Origin of the sequence: Streptomyces vulcanius (assembly GCF_042653945.1) — a bacterium.
Classification (GTDB): Bacteria; Actinomycetota; Actinomycetes; order Streptomycetales; family Streptomycetaceae; genus Streptomyces; species Streptomyces mangrovi.
Window position 1 is genome coordinate 78,647 of the sequence record NZ_JBHSFK010000026.1, and the last position, 17,738, is coordinate 96,384.

The 17,738-nt window shown below is 72.4% G+C and carries 19 protein-coding genes; 1 reads left to right on the forward strand and 18 read right to left on the reverse strand.

Annotation, left to right across the window (positions count from 1 at the left end):
• Nucleotides 1-48: 48 nt before the first annotated feature.
• The 18 genes from hypD to lnt form a co-directional block, all read right to left on the reverse strand.
• Nucleotides 49-1,176 carry a hydrogenase formation protein HypD gene (gene hypD / locus ACFPIH_RS33785; RefSeq protein WP_381166889.1) on the reverse strand — a complete coding sequence of 376 codons (1,128 nt, stop codon included), beginning with the start codon at nt 1,174-1,176 and terminating at the stop codon, nt 49-51.
• Nucleotides 1,173-1,469 carry a HypC/HybG/HupF family hydrogenase formation chaperone gene (locus tag ACFPIH_RS33790; RefSeq protein ID WP_381166891.1) on the reverse strand — a complete coding sequence of 99 codons (297 nt, stop codon included), beginning with the start codon at nt 1,467-1,469 and terminating at the stop codon, nt 1,173-1,175. The genes hypD and ACFPIH_RS33790 overlap by 4 nt, the downstream gene beginning before the upstream one ends.
• A gap of 25 nt (nt 1,470-1,494) precedes the next feature.
• On the reverse strand, nt 1,495-3,813 hold the full coding sequence (gene hypF / locus ACFPIH_RS33795) for a carbamoyltransferase HypF (protein ID WP_381166893.1): 2,319 nt from the start codon (nt 3,811-3,813) through the stop codon (nt 1,495-1,497).
• Complete coding sequence (gene hypB, locus ACFPIH_RS33800) at nt 3,810-4,547, reverse strand: hydrogenase nickel incorporation protein HypB (protein WP_381166895.1); 738 nt, start codon at nt 4,545-4,547, stop codon at nt 3,810-3,812. Before hypB ends, hypF begins: the two co-directional genes overlap by 4 nt.
• 3 nt (nt 4,548-4,550) lie before the next feature.
• Complete coding sequence (gene hypA / locus ACFPIH_RS33805; protein ID WP_381166897.1) at nt 4,551-4,952, reverse strand: hydrogenase maturation nickel metallochaperone HypA; 402 nt, start codon at nt 4,950-4,952, stop codon at nt 4,551-4,553.
• Between the two features lie 126 nt (nt 4,953-5,078).
• The gene (locus ACFPIH_RS33810) at nt 5,079-5,180 is read right to left on the reverse strand and encodes a DUF6893 family small protein (RefSeq protein WP_381166899.1); all 102 of its coding nucleotides are present in this window, start codon (nt 5,178-5,180) and stop codon (nt 5,079-5,081) included.
• On the reverse strand, nt 5,177-5,698 hold the full coding sequence (locus ACFPIH_RS33815; protein WP_381166901.1) for a hydrogenase maturation protease: 522 nt from the start codon (nt 5,696-5,698) through the stop codon (nt 5,177-5,179). Before ACFPIH_RS33815 ends, ACFPIH_RS33810 begins: the two co-directional genes overlap by 4 nt.
• Complete coding sequence (locus ACFPIH_RS33820) at nt 5,695-7,107, reverse strand: hypothetical protein (RefSeq protein ID WP_381166903.1); 1,413 nt, start codon at nt 7,105-7,107, stop codon at nt 5,695-5,697. Before ACFPIH_RS33820 ends, ACFPIH_RS33815 begins: the two co-directional genes overlap by 4 nt.
• Nucleotides 7,104-7,787 (reverse strand): DUF6084 family protein, encoded by a 684-nt coding sequence (locus tag ACFPIH_RS33825; RefSeq protein ID WP_381166905.1) that lies wholly within the window; start codon nt 7,785-7,787, stop codon nt 7,104-7,106. The genes ACFPIH_RS33820 and ACFPIH_RS33825 overlap by 4 nt, the downstream gene beginning before the upstream one ends.
• Nucleotides 7,784-8,407, reverse strand: coding sequence for a DUF5947 family protein (locus tag ACFPIH_RS33830; RefSeq protein ID WP_381166907.1), 624 nt, complete (start codon nt 8,405-8,407; stop codon nt 7,784-7,786). Before ACFPIH_RS33830 ends, ACFPIH_RS33825 begins: the two co-directional genes overlap by 4 nt.
• Nucleotides 8,404-8,931, reverse strand: a complete 528-nt coding sequence (locus tag ACFPIH_RS33835; protein WP_381166909.1) for a hypothetical protein — start codon at nt 8,929-8,931, stop codon at nt 8,404-8,406. The genes ACFPIH_RS33830 and ACFPIH_RS33835 overlap by 4 nt, the downstream gene beginning before the upstream one ends.
• The gene (locus tag ACFPIH_RS33840) at nt 8,928-10,709 is read right to left on the reverse strand and encodes a nickel-dependent hydrogenase large subunit (protein WP_381166911.1); all 1,782 of its coding nucleotides are present in this window, start codon (nt 10,707-10,709) and stop codon (nt 8,928-8,930) included. Before ACFPIH_RS33840 ends, ACFPIH_RS33835 begins: the two co-directional genes overlap by 4 nt.
• A 61-nt stretch (nt 10,710-10,770) precedes the next feature.
• Complete coding sequence (locus tag ACFPIH_RS33845; RefSeq protein WP_381166913.1) at nt 10,771-11,844, reverse strand: NADH-quinone oxidoreductase subunit B family protein; 1,074 nt, start codon at nt 11,842-11,844, stop codon at nt 10,771-10,773.
• A gap of 137 nt (nt 11,845-11,981) precedes the next feature.
• Nucleotides 11,982-13,637 carry an enoyl-CoA hydratase-related protein gene (locus tag ACFPIH_RS33850; RefSeq protein WP_381166915.1) on the reverse strand — a complete coding sequence of 552 codons (1,656 nt, stop codon included), beginning with the start codon at nt 13,635-13,637 and terminating at the stop codon, nt 11,982-11,984.
• Nucleotides 13,638-13,767: 130 nt separating this feature from the next.
• Nucleotides 13,768-14,025 carry a hypothetical protein gene (locus ACFPIH_RS33855; RefSeq protein WP_381166917.1) on the reverse strand — a complete coding sequence of 86 codons (258 nt, stop codon included), beginning with the start codon at nt 14,023-14,025 and terminating at the stop codon, nt 13,768-13,770.
• Nucleotides 14,012-14,236: a DUF6400 family protein gene (locus ACFPIH_RS33860; RefSeq protein WP_381166919.1), complete on the reverse strand. Its 225-nt coding sequence runs from the start codon at nt 14,234-14,236 to the stop codon at nt 14,012-14,014. The genes ACFPIH_RS33855 and ACFPIH_RS33860 overlap by 14 nt, the downstream gene beginning before the upstream one ends.
• Nucleotides 14,237-14,303: 67 nt before the next feature.
• The gene (locus ACFPIH_RS33865) at nt 14,304-14,777 is read right to left on the reverse strand and encodes an NUDIX hydrolase (RefSeq protein WP_381166921.1); all 474 of its coding nucleotides are present in this window, start codon (nt 14,775-14,777) and stop codon (nt 14,304-14,306) included.
• 50 nt (nt 14,778-14,827) lie between these two features.
• Nucleotides 14,828-16,438 carry an apolipoprotein N-acyltransferase gene (gene lnt, locus ACFPIH_RS33870; RefSeq protein ID WP_381166923.1) on the reverse strand — a complete coding sequence of 537 codons (1,611 nt, stop codon included), beginning with the start codon at nt 16,436-16,438 and terminating at the stop codon, nt 14,828-14,830.
• A gap of 212 nt (nt 16,439-16,650) precedes the next feature.
• Here lnt and ACFPIH_RS33875 point away from each other — a divergent pair, with 212 nt between their 5' ends.
• Nucleotides 16,651-17,700, forward strand: coding sequence for an O-antigen ligase family protein (locus ACFPIH_RS33875; RefSeq protein ID WP_381166925.1), 1,050 nt, complete (start codon nt 16,651-16,653; stop codon nt 17,698-17,700).
• The last annotated feature ends 38 nt before the right edge of the window (nt 17,701-17,738 follow it).

Sequence of the window (17,738 nt, forward strand, 5' to 3'; positions counted from 1 at the left end):
GGCCGGTCACGCAGCGGCGCGGGGCACGTCCACGCCGTGAGGTCGAGGTCAGACAACGGGGCTCGCCTCCCGGCTTGCGGCTGCGGTGACGTCCAGGCGCCGGTAGAGGTAGTACGCGGCGCAGGCGCCCTCGCTGGAGACCATGGTGGCGCCCAGCGGGGTGCGGGGGGTGCACAGGGTGCCGAAGGCCTCGCACTCGTGCGGCTTCAGCAAGCCCTGAAGGACCTCGCCGCTGCGGCACTCGGCGGGTTCGAGGGTCTGGATCCCCTCGACCGAGAAGCGGAACTCGGCGTCGTGGTCACGGTACTTCGGCGACAGCCGCCAGCCGCTGCCGGGGATGATGCCGATACCGCGCCAGGCCCGGTCGGTGATCTCGAAGACGTCCTCCAGCATGGCGCGGGCGGCCGGGTTGCCCTCCGGGCGGACGGCCCGCGCGTAGGCGTTGCCGACGGTGTGTTCGCCGCGTTCCAGCTGGCGGACGGTCCGGCGTACGCCTTCGAGGATGTCCAGCGGCTCGAAGCCGGTCACGACGATCGGTACCCGGAAGCGTTCGGCCAGCTCCGGGTACTCCGCCGTGCCCATCACGCTGCACACGTGCCCGGCCGCCAGGAAGCCCTGGACCCGGCACTCCGGCGACGACATGATCGCCTCGATGGCGGGCGGGACCCGGACATGGGAGACCAGCATGCTGAAGTTCCGGATGCCGAGCCTGCGGGCCTGATGGACCGTCATGGCGTTGGGCGGCGCGGTGGTTTCGAAGCCGATGCCGAAGAACACCACCTCCCGGTCCGGGTTCTGCCGCGCGATCCGCAGGGCGTCGAGCGGCGAGTAGACGACTCGTACGTCCCCGCCCTCGCCGCGCACCTGGAACAGGTCCCGGCCGGTGCCCGGCACCCGCAGCATGTCGCCGAAGGAGCAGAAGATCACGTCCGGGCGGGAGGCGATCTCCAGGGCCTTGTCGATGACCTCCAGCGGGGTCACACAGACCGGACAGCCCGGACCGTGGATCAACTCGACCTTGTCCGGGAGGAGTTGGTCGATGCCGTGCCGGATGATGCTGTGGGTCTGACCGCCGCAGACCTCCATGAGCGCCCACGGCCGGGTCACCGTGGCGTGGATGTCGTCGAGGAGCCGGCGGGCCAGCTCCGGGTCCTGGAACTCGTCGATGTACTTCACGGCTCGCGCACCTCCTCCACGCCGGCCTCGGCCGCCGCCATCTCCCACGGGTCGCCGAACTCCTCCTGCAACATGCCGAGTTCGGCAAAGAGTTCGAGTGTCTGCCGGGCCGACTCCTCGTCCAGCCGCTGCAGGGCGAACCCGACGTGGACGATGGCGTACTCGCCGACCCGGAGGTCGGGCAGGTACTCCAGGCACACCTCCTTGACGACGCCGCCGAAGTCGACGCTCGCCATCCGGGTGCCGTCACGTTCCTCGATGTCCAGCACTTTGCCGGGTACCGCCAGGCACATGGACCTCTCCTCGCTGTGGGTCTGCTCAGTGGGTGGTTCTCGCCCGGGCGGCCACCATCAGCCGACGCTCGGCCACCATCAACTGGCCGAGCGCCAGGCCGCCGTCGTTCGGCGGCACCAGGTGGTGCCGCAGGACCGTGAAGCCGTCCTCGCGCAGGGCGGCGGCGCACGCCGAGGAGAGCAGCGTGTTGGCGAACACGCCGCCCGTGAGGGCGACGGTCTCCAGCCCGTGCCGCTCCCGCGCCCGCAGGCACATCCGGTGCACCAGGTCGGCCACACCCCGGTGGAACCGGGCCGCGACGGCCTCCCGCCCCGCACCAGCCCGCAGGTCACGGACGATCGCCGCGAGGACGGGCGCCGGATCGGCCCGTACGACGTCCTGCGCCGAAGGCAGCGCGAAGGCGTACGCGGTGGTGTCCCCGGCGGGTGCCCGCAGCGCGGCGCTCTCCAGCTCGACGGCCGCCTGCGCCTCGTACCCGGCCCGGTGGCACACCCCGGCGAGCGAGGACACGGCGTCGAACAGCCGGCCCATGCTGGAGGTGGGCACACAGTTCAGGTTCCGCTCCAACTGCCGTTCCAGAAGGCGGAGTTCATCGGCCGGGCAGGCCGCCGTACAGGCAAGGTCGGCGGACCGGTCCAGGCCCGCCGCCCGCAGATGGGCCAGCGCCATCCGGTACGGCCTGCGCACCGTGGCGTCGCCGCCGGGCAGCGGGACGTACGCGAGATGCCCGAACCGGGTGAAGCCGTCGTAGTCCGCGAGCAGGAACTCCCCGCCCCACACGGCCCCGTCGTCGCCGTGTCCCGTGCCGTCGAAGGCGACGCCGATCACCGGCCGCCCGCCGTCCAGCCCGTGCTCGGCCATCGCGGCGGCGACATGCGCGTGGTGGTGCTGGACGTGTACGACGGTCCGCCCGGCGGCGTTCCGCTCGGCCCACCCGGTGGAGCGGTAGCCGGGATGCCGGTCGGCCGCCAGGGTCTCGGGCCGGACGCCCGTGATGGACTCCAGCTGTCCCACCGCGCGTTCGAAGGCGTGCTGGGTGCGGAGGTCGTCCATGTCGCCGATGTGCGCCGACAGCCAGGCCCGGCGGCCGGATCCGAGACAGAAGGCGTTCTTGAGGTCCCCTCCGACGGCGAGGGCGGGCCGTACGGGCAGCGGCAGCGGGACGGGCAGCGGCGCGTAGCCGCGCGAGCGGCGGATCAGCAGCGGCCTTCCGTCGCAGACCCGGACCACGGAGTCGTCGCAGGGGACATGGATCGGCCGGTCGTGCGTGAGCCAGGCGTCGGCCAGGTGCGCCAGCCGCTCCAGCGCCTCGGCGTCATCGGTGACGATCGGCTCACCGGCCGAGTTGCCGCTGGTCATGACGAGCAGCCGGGGTCCGTCGGGGTCGCCGGGCAGACCGAGCAGCAGATGGTGGACGGGGGTGTACGGCAGCATCACACCGAGGTCGGGGCTGCCGGGCGCGACGGCCTGAAGCGCGTCCGCCACGCGTCGCCGCAGCAGCACGACGGGCCGGGCGGGGTCCTCGAGCAGCCGCCGCTCCTCCGGGCCGAGACGCACAAGGTGCTCGGCGTCGTCCGCGCTCCTCGCCATGACGGCGAACGGCTTGTCGCCCCGCGCCTTGCGACGCCTCAGGAGCGTGACGGCCTCGGCGTTCGCGGCGTCACAGGCCAGGTGGTAGCCGCCCAGCCCCTTCACGGCGAGGATCGCACCGCGTGCGAGCAGCGCGCGGGCCTCGGCGACCGGATCGCCGACGGCCCCCGCCCCGATCAGGCGCAGCCGCGGCCCGCACTGCGGGCAGGCGACCGGCTGGGCGTGGAAGCGCCGGTCGGCCGGATCGCCGTACTCGCGGGCGCAGTCGGCGCACATCGCGAAGCCGGCCATGGTGGTGTGGGCGCGGTCGTAGGGGACGCCGGTGACGATGGTGAAGCGGGGGCCGCAGTGGGTGCAGTTGACGAAGGGGTGCCGATGGCGCCGGTCCGCAGGGTCGGCCAGTTCGGCGAGGCAGTCGGTACAGGTGGCCGTGTCCGGGGAGACGAGCGTACGGGCCGGACCGTCGCCGCGGGAGGCGAGGATGGTGAACGCCTCGCCTCCGGTGGCGGGCAGTTCCTGGTGGTGGACGGACTCCACCCGGGCCAACGGGGGCGCCTGGACGGCGATCCGGTCGCAGAACTGGGCCACGGCCGCGACACTGCCCTCGACCTCGGCGACGACGCCCTCCGGGGTGTTGGTCACATGCCCGATCAGGGCGAGTTCGGTGGCGAGGCCGTAGAGGTACGGCCGGAAGCCCACGCCCTGTACCACTCCCCGGACGACGACCCGGCGGCGCAGCGAGGGAGTGCTCACGAATGGGTGTGGGTCAGATCGCCGACCGCATGCGCATGCGTATGGGTCGCACGGGCCATGACCGGTCGGTGCGGGGGCTCTCCCGATGCCGCCGCGAGCGCCCGGTCGAGCACCGCGCCGGTCCCCTGCCCCCGCCGCGCGGAGGTGAGGACGATGTCGACACCCGGGTTGACCTGCTCCACGTTCGCGCGGAAGGCGTCCTCGTCGAACTCGACCGCCCGCGCGATGTCCGTCTTGGTGATCACGACCAGATGGGCGAGGCCGAAGGCGGTGGGGTACTTGAGCGGCTTGTCCTCGCCCTCCGTCACGGACGCCAGGACGACTCTGAGCGTCTCGCCGAGGTCGTAGGACGCGGGGCAGACCAGGTTGCCGACGTTCTCCACGAACAGCAGCCGGGTGTCGTCGGGCAGCCAGCCCACCAGGTGCTGGGCGAGCATGCCGGCCTCCAGATGGCAGAGGCCGTCGGTGAGGACCTGCTTGACGGGGACTCCCGAGCGGGCCAGCCGGGCCGCGTCGTTCTCGGTGGCGAGGTCGGCGGTCAGCGCCGCGACGGGCACCGACCGCTCCCGGGCGAGGAGGAGTTCACGTTCGAGCAGCGCGGTCTTTCCGCTGCCGGGGCTGGACAGCAGGTTGACGACGGTGGTGCCGCGGGCCGCGAGGTTGCCACGCAGCACCTCTGCGCCGGCGTCGTTCTTCGCGAGCACGGCCTGCCGCAGGTCGACGGCACGACACATGGTTCAGCACTCCTCGGGGATCGGTGCGCGGGTAGGGGCGTGCGGGGGCGGCGCGCCGTCCTCCCAGCGCACGCCGACGATCTGCAGTTCGCGGCCCGTGAGCAGGTCGGTGCGCGTCCCGTCGCAGGCGGGGCAGGTCAGCCGGGGTGGCATGCCGACGGCCCATTCGTGGGCGCAGGCGGTGCAGCGGGCCCGGCCGGGCACCGCCTCGGTGACGAGTTCGGCGCCTTCCAGCAGGGTTCCGGCGCAGGCGAGTTCGAAGCAGAAGGTGAGCGAGTCGGGGACGACTCCGGCGAGTTCGCCGACCTGGAGGCGTACCGAGCGCACCGCCGTGACGTCTCCCGCCTCGGCGGCGGCCGTCTCCACCTGGTCGATCACGGCGAGCGCCACGGACATCTCGTGCATCGGTCTCCGTCCTCCCGGGGCCGGCCTTCATTAGAGGTGAGGCGCCGGGGCGGTCCGGCCAGGCACGCCGTCGTGGGGCGGGCGGGTACGCCGTTCGCCGCAAGCGCGGGCGTACCCGCCCCCGGTTCACATGCGGCGGATCCTCAGGTAGCGCCTGACGTCGGGGAACACCTCGACGACCACAGCGGCCACCACAAGCGCCGCGCCACCGACAATGATCTTCTTCATCCTGTCTCTCCTCTGGTTGAGGCGGGTGCCACGGACGGCTCGCCGTCCCGCAGCAGCTGTTCGATCAGCTGTACGGCCCTGGGTACGGCGTCGGCGACCGGCGTGCTGAGTCCGATGCCCTCGTCGACCGAGGCCGGTTCGCAGCCGACGATCAGGACGCGCCGGGGCGGCTGTCCGTCGGTGCCGGCACACAGGGTGTCCAGCAGCGCGAGGACGGCGTCGGGGGTCATGCGGTGACCGTCGATCGCGGGGACGCCTCCGGTGTCGGCGCCGGAACCGTCGTACTCGATGGTGTACAGCGTGCCGGGGGCCTCGCCTCGGGCCGTGGCGTCGACGAGGACGAGGGTGTCGTAGCCGTCGAGGAGCTGGTAGGCGAGATGCACACCGCGTACGCCGATGTCCACGACCTCGACGTGTTCCGGCAGTGGCCGTTCGGTGAGCAGGCGGGCGGTCTCCACGCCGAAGCCGTCGTCGTGGAGGAAGATGTTGCCGATGCCGGCGACGAGGGTCCGCTTCATGGCCGGTCCTCCAGGGGTACGACCTCGTCGGGCTGGAAGTAGAGGTAGCGGCCCTGTTCGCGGCGGATGTCGGCGCCCGGGTCGCCCTCGACGGTCACCGCGAGATGCACCGTGCCGTCGACGTCGTGCAGTACGGCCTCGACGGTCGCGGTGCGGCCCTGGAGGAACAGGTCCTGGGCGTCGGTGTGCCGCAGACCGGGCCGCAGCTCGACGCGGCTGCCCTTCCCCACCGACCGCCCGTCGACGACCACCGTGTCGTGCTCGGGGTCGAAGCCCGCGTCGCTCGCCGGGTCCCACCAGGGCGTGTCGGGGCGCCGCACCCCGAGCTCGTCCGGGAATCCCGCCTCCCCGGTGACCTCCCGCAGGCTGCGCACCGCGCCGTGCAGACGTTCCAGCACCTCGGCCGGCATCGAGTCCGCGAGGTCGATCACCGCGGCCGCCCGCGCGTCGGTGCCGCGGGCCTCTCGCTTCTCCTCGTCGGTGAGCGCGGCGGTGCGCAGCGCGAGGATCTCGTCGATCTCGGTGGAGTCGTAGAGCGCGCCGGGGCTCTCCGGAGCGATGGCCGGATGGTCCTCCAGGATGATCGGCGAGGACAGCACGAGGTCCGCGCGGCCGGGTTCGCCGGCGAGCACCGGCCAGGTGTGCAGATTGCGGCAGGCGGCGACCGCGCCCTTCGCCCACTCGGGGGGATCGGTCATCGACAGGAAGGAGCCGGCGTCGAGGGCCATGAGGAGGTGGGTGGCCACCAGGGAGTGCGGCAGCGCCGCGTCCCGGTCGGCGGCACAGCCTTCCGGAGGTGTCCACGCGGTGGTGTTCTCCACAATCGCGGTGAGTCTCAACACCCGGTAGGGGCCGTCGAGTTCGCGGGCCGACAGCCGTACGGTCCCGCTGATCCCCGCGCTCCGCCGGACCAGTCGGCCGACGGTCCGCCCGGCCGCGTCGACAACCGGCTCGGTGTCGTCGCGGGCGGGGCGGAGGAAGGGGAACTCGACGCCGTCGCCGAGGAGTTGTTCCACCGAGGCCACCAACTCGACGCGTTCCTCGTCACCTTCGTCCCAGGGCACCAACACCCGGTCCTCGAGGTGGAGTTCGGGCACGGTCTCGAAGTCGCCGCCGGGAAGGGCGCGTTGCACGGTGCGGCGCCGGGCGTGCAGGAAGCGTGCCTCGACCGAGAGGGTGGCGTCCGCCTTCGGTTCCATCAGGCACTCGGTGTGCTGGAAGTCGTGCTCCTCGCAGTCGGCGCCCCATGCGGGCGGCACCAGCACGCCGAACTGCCAGCGCAGCCGGTTCTTGGCCGCCGAGGCGCGGTACGGGTAGAGCACGTACCCCTCGAAGAGCACGGCGTCGGCCACCTGCCGGGCGAGGGCGAACCGCTCCTCGGTCTCGGGGGCGAACGCGGTCACGGTCACGGGTCGGTCCTTCCGGTGGTGCCGGTGAGCGCGCGGAACGGGTCGTTCACTGGTGGGTCGGGGGTGTCGAGCAGCGCTTTGACCGTCGCCTCCCAGGAGGGCAGGGCATGGCGTGAGCGGTAGGCGAGGAGGGCGTCCATGGTGTCGCTGGGCAGCCGGATCCAGCCGCAGCCGGGGAAGTGCTGCTCGACCATCTCCCGCCAGGTGGCGACCGGCATCCGGTATGTCGCCTCCCGGTCCCACGGGACGGGTTCGACCCGGAAGCCGGCGGCGCCGGTGAAGGCCGTACCGGAGAACAGCATCAGCAGCGGGACCTCGCCGTCGGTGAGGGCGGCGAGGTAGCGGGTGGCGGCGATGTCCATGTCGTAGGTGCAGGGCACGACGAGATCGGTCTCGGTCTCGCCGGTGAAGCTCGGCACCATCAGGGAGACCTGCGCGAACTGCACGGGCTGGAGGGTGCTGCCCCAGCGGGAGCGCTCGCCGAAGAGGTCGGTGAGGCCGTCGGCCTCGGCGGACGCGTAGCCGCGGCGGGCGGGTTCGATACGGATCTGGCAGCGCAGGGCGAGGGCGTGCACGGGGGTGTCGCCGGAGGCCGTGACGCGCAGCCGGAAGACGAGGGTGGGTCCGGCGGCGTACCGGTCGGCGCGTACGCCGGTGCAGGCGAACGAGAACTCCGTCATGGGTGGACCGCCTCCTTCACCGGCCGGGCGCGGCGCCGGACGTCCGCGAAGAAGGCGTCCAGGGCGGCCCGGGCCTCGGCCCCGCCGTCGAAGCCCTGCCACAACAGCCGCATACGGCCGACGAGTTCGTAGCAGATGTCGATGGGGACGAGGTGGCACTCGATCCGGCCTTCGGTGCGGCGCAGCAGCAGCGCCTCGATGTCCGGTTCGAGGGCCTCGGCGAGCCGGCTGCCGCCGAGGACCTCCGTCCAGGTGGCGGGTTCGAGTTCGCTCTCGGTGGCGCCGGCCGGGCTGGGGTAGAGGGCGACCAGCCGGTCGAGGGCGGCGTTGCGGAAGAAGAAGGCGACGCCGACCGGGATCTGGAGCGCGTCCCACGCACCGTCGTCGAGACGGTGCGCGGGGTCGCTCAGATACCGGTCCGGGACCGCGCGGAAGCGGCCCGCGGCGGCACCCGGTGTCTCCATCAGCAGCGCGCAGGGGCCGCAGGCGCAGACGAGGGCGCGTTTCTCGGTGTCGACCAGGTGGCGGTGGCCGTCCGGCACCACGGCCGCGCACAGTTCGCACCGCTCGGGCCGCGGCGGACGCTCGGTGAGGAACCTGCGCAGTCCCCGAGCGTTCATCGGTTCCCCGTCGGCGCCGGAGAACTGCCGATCTGGAGCAGTGCGGGTGCCGGCTCCACGACGACCTCCCGGACCTCGGGCGCGAAGCAGGCGAGGGCGGCCCGCGCGGCCTCTTCGGCGTCCGTGCCCGAGCCGCAGCAGCCGCCGCTCGCCCGGGAGCGCAGCCGCAGCGCACCGCTCTCCTCGTCGAAGCCCGCGACCTCCAGCTCCTGGTCCCGGAGGCTGTCCAGGGCCCGGCCGATGCGGGTGTCGCGGTCCTCGGGGTGCAGGTCGTGCAGGACGAGCAGGCTCGCGACCAGTTCGTCGCCGAGCAGTGCTCCCGGGACGCCCCCGGGGGCGGCGGACAGCACCTGGAGGGCGCGGGCGAGGCCGGCGCCGTAGAAGTCCATGAGGGACCGGACGAGTTCCTCGGCCGCCGCGGCGGCGGGGTCGCCGCTCGCGGCCATCCGGTCCAGGACCTCCTCGATACGGCGCCCGGTCTGCTCGGCGTTCGCCGGCCGGGCCGCCGTCGTGGGCGCGCTCATCCGCCGAGTCCGCTCAGGCCGGTGGGGACGTGCATGGTCTTCACGGTCTTGCCGCCGCCGACGTACATGTGGACTCCGCAGGGCAGACAGGGGTCGAAGCTGCGGACGGCGCGCATGATGTCGATGCCCTTGAAGTTCTCCGGGGTGTTCTCCTCGAAGATCGGGGTGTTCTGCACGGCGTCCTCGTACGGACCCGGGGTGCCGTAGGAGTCGCGGACGCTGGCGTTCCAGGGGGTCGGCGGGTACGGGTGGTAGTTGGCGATCTTGCCGTCGCGGATCACCATGTGGTGGGAGAGGACACCGCGGACGGCCTCGGTGAAGCCGACGCCGATGCTCTCGTCCGGGACCTCGAACTTCTCCCAGGTCTGGGTGCGTCCGGCGCGGACCTCCGCCAGGCCCTTCTCCGCGCAGTGCAGGGCGACGGCGGCGGCGTACGCCTGGAAGTAGGTGCGGGCGCGGTTACGCTCCAGCGCGTTGGACCACTTCGGGATCTTCCACTCGAAGGTGGTCTCCGGCTTGGTCAGGGTGCGCGGCAGGTTGATGACCACGCTGTGGCCGGTGGCCTTGACGTAGCCGATGTCGACGAGCCCGGACAGGGCGGTGGACCACAGGCGGGCGATGGGGCCGCCGCCGGTGTCCAGGGCGAGGTGGTCCTTGCCGTCGAACCAGCGCGGGGACATCACCCAGCTGTACTTGTCGTCGAAGTTCCGCTTCTGCGGGGCGGGGATGGTGTGCTGGTTCCACGGGTGGCGCGGGTCCACCGGGTTGCCGAGCGGGTCGTGGGTGACGAACTGTTCCTGACCCTGCCAGTCCTCGTAGTAGGAGCTGCCCAGCAGGATGCGGATGCCGAGGTTGATCTGGGTGAGGTCGTTGGTGACCAGCTTGCCGTCGACGATGATGCCGGGCGTGACGAACATCCGCCGGCCCCAGTCCGTCATGTTGGCGTAGGTGAAGTCGCAGTACTCGGGGTCGTTGAGCGCGCCCCAGCAGCCGAGCAGGACACGCCGGCGGCCGACCTCCTCGTACCCGGGCAGGGCCTCGTAGAAGAAGTCGAACAGGTCGTCGTGCAGGGGCACGACGCGCTTCATGAACTCGACGTACCGCATGAGGCGGCTGAGGTAGTCCGTGAAGAGCTGTACGGAGGCGATGGTGCCGACGCCGCCCGGGTAGAGCGTGGAGGGGTGCACATGGCGGCCCTCCATGAGGCAGAACATCTCGCGTGTGTACCGGCTGACCTGGAGGGCCTCGCGGTAGAACTCGCCCTCCAGGGGGTTGAGCGAGCGCATGATGTCGGCGATCGTGCGGTAGCCGTGCTCGGCGGCGTGCGGGGCCTCGGTGCGCTCGGCGAGTTCGAGGACGCCGGGGTTGGTCTCCCGGACCATCTTCTCGCAGTAGTCGACCCCGACCAGGTTCTCCTGGAAGATGTTGTGGTCGAACATGTACTCCGCGGACTCGCCGAGGTTGATGATCCACTCACCGAGGTGCGGGGGCTTCACGCCGTACGCCATGTTCTGCGCGTACACCGAGCAGGTGGCGTGGTTGTCGCCGCAGATCCCGCAGATCCGGCTGGTGATGAAGTGCGCGTCGCGCGGGTCCTTGCCGCGCATGAAGACGCTGTAGCCGCGGAAGACCGACGACGTGCTGTAGCACTCCGCGACCCGCTTCTGCTTGAAGTCGATCTTCGTGTGGATGCCGAGGGAGCCCACGATCCGGGTGATCGGGTCCCAGGCCATCTCCACCAGGCCGCTGCCGTCGCCGGCCGCCTTCGTCCTTGCCATCGTCTTTGCCGTGCCCTTCGTTGCGCGGGGAGGGTGTGTGGGGGGAGTTACTGAGCCGCGATCACCACGGCGGCCGGTAGCCGGTGGTGATCTTGTCGCCGGTATGGCGCCACTTGGGCTCCTTGTCCACGGTCTTCGCCGTGATCGTGCGCAGCTTGCGGACGACGGCGCCGTACGCGCCGCTGGCCGTGCTGGAGATCTTGGCGCCGGGGGGTTCGTCCATGAACGGCATGAACTTGTCGGGGAAGCCGGGCATGGTGCAGGCGATGCAGATGCCGCCGACGTTCGGGCAGCCGCCGATGCCGTTCATCCAGCCGCGCTTGGGCACGTTGCACTTGACGACCGGCCCCCAGCAGCCGATCTTGACCAGGCACTTCGGCGAGTCGTAGGTCGTCGCGAACTCGCCCTGCTCGTAGTAGCCGGCACGGTCGCAGCCCTCGTGGACGGTGGCCCCGAACAGCCAGGTCGGACGGAGCTTGTCGTCCAGCGGGATCATCGGGGCCGAGCCGGCCGCCTGGTAGAGCAGGTAGGTGAGTGTCTCGGCGAAGTTGTCCGGCTGGATCGGACAGCCGGGGACGCACACGATCGGGATGCCCGCCTGGGACTTCCAGTCCCAGCCGAGGTAGTCCGGCACGCCCATCGCCCCGGTCGGGTTGCCCGCCATGGCGTGGATGCCGCCGTACGTGGCACAGGTGCCGATCGCGACGACCGCGAGGGCCTTGGGCGCGAGACGGTCGATCCACTCGCTGGTGGTGATCGGCTGACCGGTCTCCGGGTTGTCGCCGAAGCCGCACCAGTAGCCCTCCGGCTTGATCGCCTCGTTGGGGACGGACCCCTCGACGACCAGTACGAACGGGTCGATCTCACCGCGCTCGCCCTTGAAGAACCACTCGATGAACGTGTCCGCGCCGCCGACCGGACCGCACTCGAAGTCGATCAGCGGCCAGTGCACGGCGATCTTCGGCAGGCCGGGCAGCGCACCGAGGACGATCTCCTCGATGCTCGGCTGCATGGCCGCCGTCAGCGCGACCGAGTCGCCGTCGCAGCTCAGCCCGGCGTTGATCCAGAGGATGTGGATCGTGGGTGTCTCGTCGGTGTCCGCAGCGCCGACCGTCTTCGACGTCGCCTCAGTCATGGGACCCCCTCCTGGGGAGGTAAGGGATGAAGTCCTACATTTCGGACCCTGAGGTTCTTCGTATCAGCCGTCCGGCCGCGACGGGATCCGAGGGGGGCCGTTCCGGTGAATCCGGCGGCGGACGGGCTGCGAGGGGTTTAGACGGGGGCGAGGTGCTCCGGGGTGCCCCGGGGGCGCTCCTTGCGGACGAAGGCCCGGCGCAGGGCGTGGTAGGGGGCGTCCGGGTCGTCGAAGGTCCGGCGCATCCGGGCCAGCTCCCGCTCCCGGTACCCGGCCAGCGGGGTCGTGCTCTCCCGCAGCTCCAGCTCCGTCTTCTTCGCGGCGATCCGGGCCGTGGTCGCCGGCAGGGCGGACAGGTGCGCGGCCAGGCGGGCGACCTCCGCCGCGAACGCGCAGGGGCCGCCGTCCACCACCCGGTCGACGAGTCCCAGGCGCCGAGCGCTCGCCGAGCTCACCGGCAGCGCCTCCCGCATGAGCCGTTCGGCCGCCGCCGGGCCCACCCTGCGGGGCAGGGTGTACGTCCAGTACTCCGAGCCGTAGAGCCCCATCAGGCGGTAGTGCGGGTTCAGTACGGCGCCCGAGCGGCACCACACCTCGTCGGCCGCGAGGGCGAGCATCGCCCCGCCCGCCGCGGCGTTGCCGGGGACCGCCGACACCACCAGCCGGTCGGTCGTCGTCAGGACCGCCTCGACCAGGTCGTCGATGGCGTTGATGTTCGCCCAGGACTCGGCGGCCGGGTCGGTGGCGGCCTCGATGACGCCCAGGTGGATCCCGTTGGAGAAGAAGTCCCGCTCACCGCCCAGCACCAGCACGGACGTGGGCCGCGCGCACGCCTCCCGGTAGGCGGCGAGCAGACGCCGGCACTGACCGGTGCTCATGGCGCCGCCGGGGAACGAGAAGGAGAGGAAGCCGACGTCGCCCTCCTCCCGGTAGCGGATGTCCGTCCAGGTGGGCTCCTGCGCCTCGGGCAGGGGCGGCAGCCGGTCGCCGAGGGCCGCTGTGGCGGGCAGCTTGTAAGTGGGCGGCCGCCCGGGCACGCGCCGGGGCCGCAGCTCCGGGATCCACACGGCGCCGTCGGTCGTGGCCCGGCAGACCGCTCCGGCCCGGGTGGCCAGGAACTCGCCCGGACGGCCGCGCAGCACGCCCTCGGGGTGGCCGCCGTGCAGGTACCACTCGCCGCCGAGGAACATGTCCAGCACCCCGGGCTGCGAGTCGGCGGCCCGCAGCTTGCGCAGGACGGTCCGGGTGGAGTCCCGGGCCCAGTCGATCCGCCGGACGCCCTGGTCGAGATACGGCCGTACGCACACCGGTCCGTCCTGCTTGCGCGGCGCGTAGGTCCCGTCGGCGAAGCGCTCCACCGCGAGCAGGACGGCGGCGAGCGCGGCGTCACCGACCTCGCCGCGGTACAGCGCGCTCTTGGCCACCTGAGGCACCCGGCACGGCACCGACGCCCACACGTCACCGGCGTCCATCTCCGCCCCGGCCCGCAGGACGGTGACGCCCCAGTCGGCGGCGCCCTCGTGGATCGCCCAGTCCAGGGAGGACGGCCCCCGGTCGCCCACCGGCCCGGGATGGACGACCAGGCAGGTGTACGCCGTCCACACCTCTTCGGGGATCGCCGTCTTCAGCATCGGCGCGAGGACGAGCTGCGGGTCGTGCCGCCGTACGGCCTCCGGCAGCGGGACGTCCGGCAGGGCCAGCTCCACGGCGACGCGGTGGCCGCGGTCGCGCAGCTCGGCGTGGACGCGCTGGGTGAGGCTGTTGAACGCGCTGGCTACCAGCAGGATGTGCACGGCTGCCTCCGGGCGGACGAACGGCAGACGGGGATGACCGCCGTCAGCGATCGTCGGTCACGTCCGCCGGACCTCCCCGGAGACAGTCGGTGAGGTCATCCGAAAGCAGGTGTCGCTCCGCCGTCCGGCCTCACTGCTCCCGCAGGCCGTCGATCACGCGCCGCCAGCGGGAGCGGGTGGCCCCGAAGTGGGTCTCGTGCTCCCAGACGTGGGTGCAGGACGGGCACTGCAGGTGAAGCAGGCTGCCCGTGTTGGAGAGCAGGTAGCGCCAGTGCGTGGAGCAGGTGCGCCCCTGCGCGCAGGGGTCGCAGCCCTGGCGGTCGTCGCAGTTCGGGCAGGCCACCCAGGCCCGGCGGCCGATGTCGGCCTGCGGGTCAAGCGGCAGCACTGCCGCCCCCTCTCGGGGGCAGCACCCCGGCCGCGACCAGCTCGTCGTACACGCGCTGCTGCTCGTCGTCGAGACCGGAGTACAGCAGGTCGTTCGCCTCTTCCTCGCCGCGCAGGACCGCGACGGGGTCCCAGTCGGGGCCGAGGGCTGCCAGGACGTGACTGCGCCGGAGCATCTCGTGCGCGGTCAGGTCGACGTCGAAGGAGGACATGCGCCCGAACGTAGGTAAGCCTTCGTCGCTTCGGCAAGGCTAGGTGGGGGAACTCACAGCGCGGAACTCACAGCGTCGTCGCGAACCAGGTGGGCTCGTCGGCGAGTGCCTGCTTGATCCGGAAGAGCTGTCGTTCCCGCATCGACGGCAGGGCGTCCACGGCGAACCAGCCCACATCCAGGGACTCGTCGTCGTTGACGCGGGCCTCGCCGCCGACGGCCCGGCAGCGGAAGGTGACGTCCATGAACTGGCACCGGTCGCCGTTGGGGTACTCGATCCGGCTCCCGGAGCGGATCAGGGCGATGCGCTCGGGGACGCACCGGACGCCCGTCTCCTCGTACACCTCGCGCACGGCGCAGTCGGCGGGCTGCTCGCCCGGGTCCGGGATGCCCGAGATCACGCACCACTCCCGGTTGTCCGCGCGCTGCCCCAGCAGGACCCGGCCCTCGTCGTCGAGGACGACGGCGCTCACGCCGGGGAGCCAGAGCAGCTGGTGACCCGCGGCGGCCCGGATCTCGGTGATGAAGTCAGGAGTCGGCATGGTCCGACCCTATCCGGGCCGGTCCCCCGCTATGCCCGAGCGGTTCCCCGCTATGCCCGAGCGGACCGCCGGGTGCGCAGGCCCGCGCCGATCGCCCAGCCCAGGCCGCCCGCGGCGACGAGCACCAGGGCGATCTCGGGGAGGATGCCGAGCCGGGTCGCGGGCGTCTCCGAGGAGCGCAGCGGAACCTTCTGCACCAGGGAGTCGGCGACGAACATGCCGGTCTTCTGGGTGATCCTCCCGTCCGGCATGATGATCGCGCTGACGCCGCTGGTCACGGGAACGGTCACGGTGCGGCTGTGCTCGACGGCGCGGATCCGGGACATGGCGAGCTGCTGGTAGGTCATCTCGCTGCGGTCGAAGGTGGCGTTGTTGCTGGGCACCGAGATCAGCTGGGCGCCGTCGGTGACCTCGGAGCGCACGGCCCAGTCGAAGGCTGCCTCGTAGCAGGTGACCAGGCCCACCTTGGCGTTGTCCATGTCGAACACGCCCGGCTTGGTGCCCCGGCTGAAGTCCTGGCTGACCATCGACGTCCAGTCGCTGTTGATCGCCCCGATGAGCGAGCGCAGCGGGAGGTACTCGCCGAAGGGCTGGATCTGCCGCTTGTCGTAGGTCTGGGTGGGGCCCTTCACCGGGTCCCACAGGATCTGCTCGTTGTACAGCTTGCCGCCGCGCTCGACGACGCCGCCGACCGAGATGGGGGCGCCGATCGCCTTGGCCGCCTTGTCGATGACGGCCGCCGCGTCGGCGTTGGCGAACGGGTCGATGTCGGAGGAGTTCTCCGGCCACAGCACGAAGTCGGGCCGGGCCACCTTGCCCGCCTTGATCTCGGCGGCCAGGCGCTCCGTCTCACGCGCGTGGTAGTCGAGGACGGCCCGGCGCTGGGCGTTGAACTCCAGGCCGGCCCGGGGGACGTTGCCCTGGATGACGGCGACCGTCGCGGTGCCGTCCTCCGCCTTGTCGCTGACCAGCGAGCGCGCGGCCACCGCGCCCACGACCGGGACGGCCACGCTGAGCAGCGCCACGGCGGCGGCGGACCGCCGTACCTCACCGGTGCGCCGCCGCTCCAGCACCAGGCGGACGATCTCGTACAGGCCGAAGCCGCTCAGGACGACCGCGAAGCCGAGGACGGGGGTGCCGCCCAGCGCTGCGAGCGGGAGGAAGACACCGTCCGCCTGGCCGAAGGCGATCTTGCCCCAGGGGAAGCCGCGGAACGGGAAACGCGCGCGTGCCGCCTCGCCGGCGATCCAGAGGGCGGCTGCGAACACCGGCCAGGCCGGCAGTTTCGACACCTTGGCGACACCGACGCCGACCAGGGCGACGAACATCGCCTCGATGGCGACCAGGGCGAGCCAGGGGCCGGGGCCGACCTCGACACCCGTCCACACCAGCAGCGGGAGCAGAAATCCCAGGCCGAAGAGGTAGCCGAGACCGAGGGCCGCCTTCCAGCCGCGTCCGCGCAGCACCCAGCCGAAACCGGCGAACGCCGGGAGGGCCAGCCACCACAGGGTGCGTGGCGGGAAACTGACGTAGAGCAGCACTCCGGAGAGCGCCGCTGCGGCGGGCGGCACGAGACGCGGGAGCCAGGGGCGGCGCGGGGCCGGCGCGGCCTGGGGTTCCCGCTGGTCCGGCTGGCCCACGGAAGTTGCGGTGACGGTCACTCCGGGAGTGTACGGCGGGTGCCCTTTCGGCGGACAGCGCGGTCCGGGGTGGTCCGCCGGCCTGGGCACGACGCATCCCCAAACCGCCCATCAGCCGTTACGGTGACCGAGAGCCCTTGTCGCACACGCGTCCGGGGTTCGAACAGGCCGGGGGGCGACCGGGTTCGGGGGGACGGGTGGGGGCCACGGGTTCCAGAGGGACGGCGTCGTCCGTGGGCGCCGACGGGGAGAGACACAACGTTCTGGACGCGGCGGGCGTCGTGGTGCTCGGGGCCTGTGCCGTCTGGTCCCTGGTCACCGCGGCCGTGCACGGCGGGCGCCCCGAGGGCGTGCTGCTCGCGGTGCTGGCCGTGGCCGCCGGGTACGCGGCCGGACGGATCCTGGGGGTGCTGCTGCCGGTGGCCGCGCCCGGTACCGCGGCGCTGGCCGGGCTCGCCCTGGCGGTGGCCCTGCCCCGGCTTCCGCCGGGACCCGGGGCCGACGCGCCCCTGGGCCACGCGGGTGCCACGGCGGCGGTGCTGGCGCTGTCGGCCGGTGCGGCGTGCTGCGCGGCCCGGGCGACGCCCGTACGCCTGCTGCGGCTGGCCCTGTGGCTGCTGGCCGGGGCCGTCGTGGTCACCGGAGCGCTGCTCGGTTCGACGGCGGCCGTCGTGACGTGCGGTGCCGTGCTGCTGTGCGGCCTGGCCGCGGGCCGCGTCCGCCGCCGGGCGCCGGTGCTCGCCGTGCTGGGTCTGGCGGCGGCGCTGGTGACCTGCCTGACCTGGGCGGTCGCCGGGAACGCGCTGTCCGGCGGCCTCACCGGGTCCCTGGAGGACGTGCTGACGCCGCACCGGATCGCCCTGTGGCGCGACGCGCTGGGGCTGGCGGACCGCCACACCGGACTGGGTGTCGGACCGGGACGCTTCGGTGAGCTGAGCGTCGCGGCGGCGCAGTCGACGCCCTACGACGGCAGGCCGCACTCGGCGGCGCTTCAGCTGGCCGCGGAGCAGGGTGTCGTCGGTGTGCTGGTTCTCGCGGCGGGCTTCTGCTGGGTGCTGTGCGCGCTGTGGGCCGCGCCGCGTCCGACCCCGGTCGTCCTCACGACGGGCGCCGCGCTCACCGCGCTCGCGGCACTGGCCGCCGTCGGCAACGCGCTGAGTTTCACCGCGGTGTCGGTCGGCGCGGGCCTGCTGGCGGGACTGGCCACGGCCCGGCCGCTCGCGGACGGCATCGCACAGGAGCCGGCGGGAGAGTTACGCGGCCACGGCCGACCGGTCGGCTGAAGGGTTCACCAGCCCGGGCGGCCGTCATGTCCGTGCAA

What these genes read in the sequence shown, in the direction of transcription:
- hypA (WP_381166897.1), bottom strand. Translation starts at nt 4,952, where the DNA reads ATGCACGAGATGTCCGTGGCGCTCGCCGTGATCGACCAGGTGGAGACG.
- ACFPIH_RS33860 (WP_381166919.1), bottom strand. Translation starts at nt 14,236, where the DNA reads ATGTCCTCCTTCGACGTCGACCTGACCGCGCACGAGATGCTCCGGCGC.
- ACFPIH_RS33815 (WP_381166901.1), bottom strand. Translation starts at nt 5,698, where the DNA reads ATGAAGCGGACCCTCGTCGCCGGCATCGGCAACATCTTCCTCCACGAC.
- ACFPIH_RS33830 (WP_381166907.1), bottom strand. Translation starts at nt 8,407, where the DNA reads ATGAACGCTCGGGGACTGCGCAGGTTCCTCACCGAGCGTCCGCCGCGG.
- ACFPIH_RS33825 (WP_381166905.1), bottom strand. Translation starts at nt 7,787, where the DNA reads ATGACGGAGTTCTCGTTCGCCTGCACCGGCGTACGCGCCGACCGGTAC.
- ACFPIH_RS33790 (WP_381166891.1), bottom strand. Translation starts at nt 1,469, where the DNA reads ATGTGCCTGGCGGTACCCGGCAAAGTGCTGGACATCGAGGAACGTGAC.
- ACFPIH_RS33835 (WP_381166909.1), bottom strand. Translation starts at nt 8,931, where the DNA reads ATGAGCGCGCCCACGACGGCGGCCCGGCCGGCGAACGCCGAGCAGACC.
- ACFPIH_RS33810 (WP_381166899.1), bottom strand. Translation starts at nt 5,180, where the DNA reads ATGAAGAAGATCATTGTCGGTGGCGCGGCGCTTGTGGTGGCCGCTGTG.
- ACFPIH_RS33840 (WP_381166911.1), bottom strand. Translation starts at nt 10,709, where the DNA reads ATGGCAAGGACGAAGGCGGCCGGCGACGGCAGCGGCCTGGTGGAGATG.
- ACFPIH_RS33865 (WP_381166921.1), bottom strand. Translation starts at nt 14,777, where the DNA reads ATGCCGACTCCTGACTTCATCACCGAGATCCGGGCCGCCGCGGGTCAC.
- hypB (WP_381166895.1), bottom strand. Translation starts at nt 4,547, where the DNA reads ATGTGTCGTGCCGTCGACCTGCGGCAGGCCGTGCTCGCGAAGAACGAC.
- ACFPIH_RS33845 (WP_381166913.1), bottom strand. Translation starts at nt 11,844, where the DNA reads ATGACTGAGGCGACGTCGAAGACGGTCGGCGCTGCGGACACCGACGAG.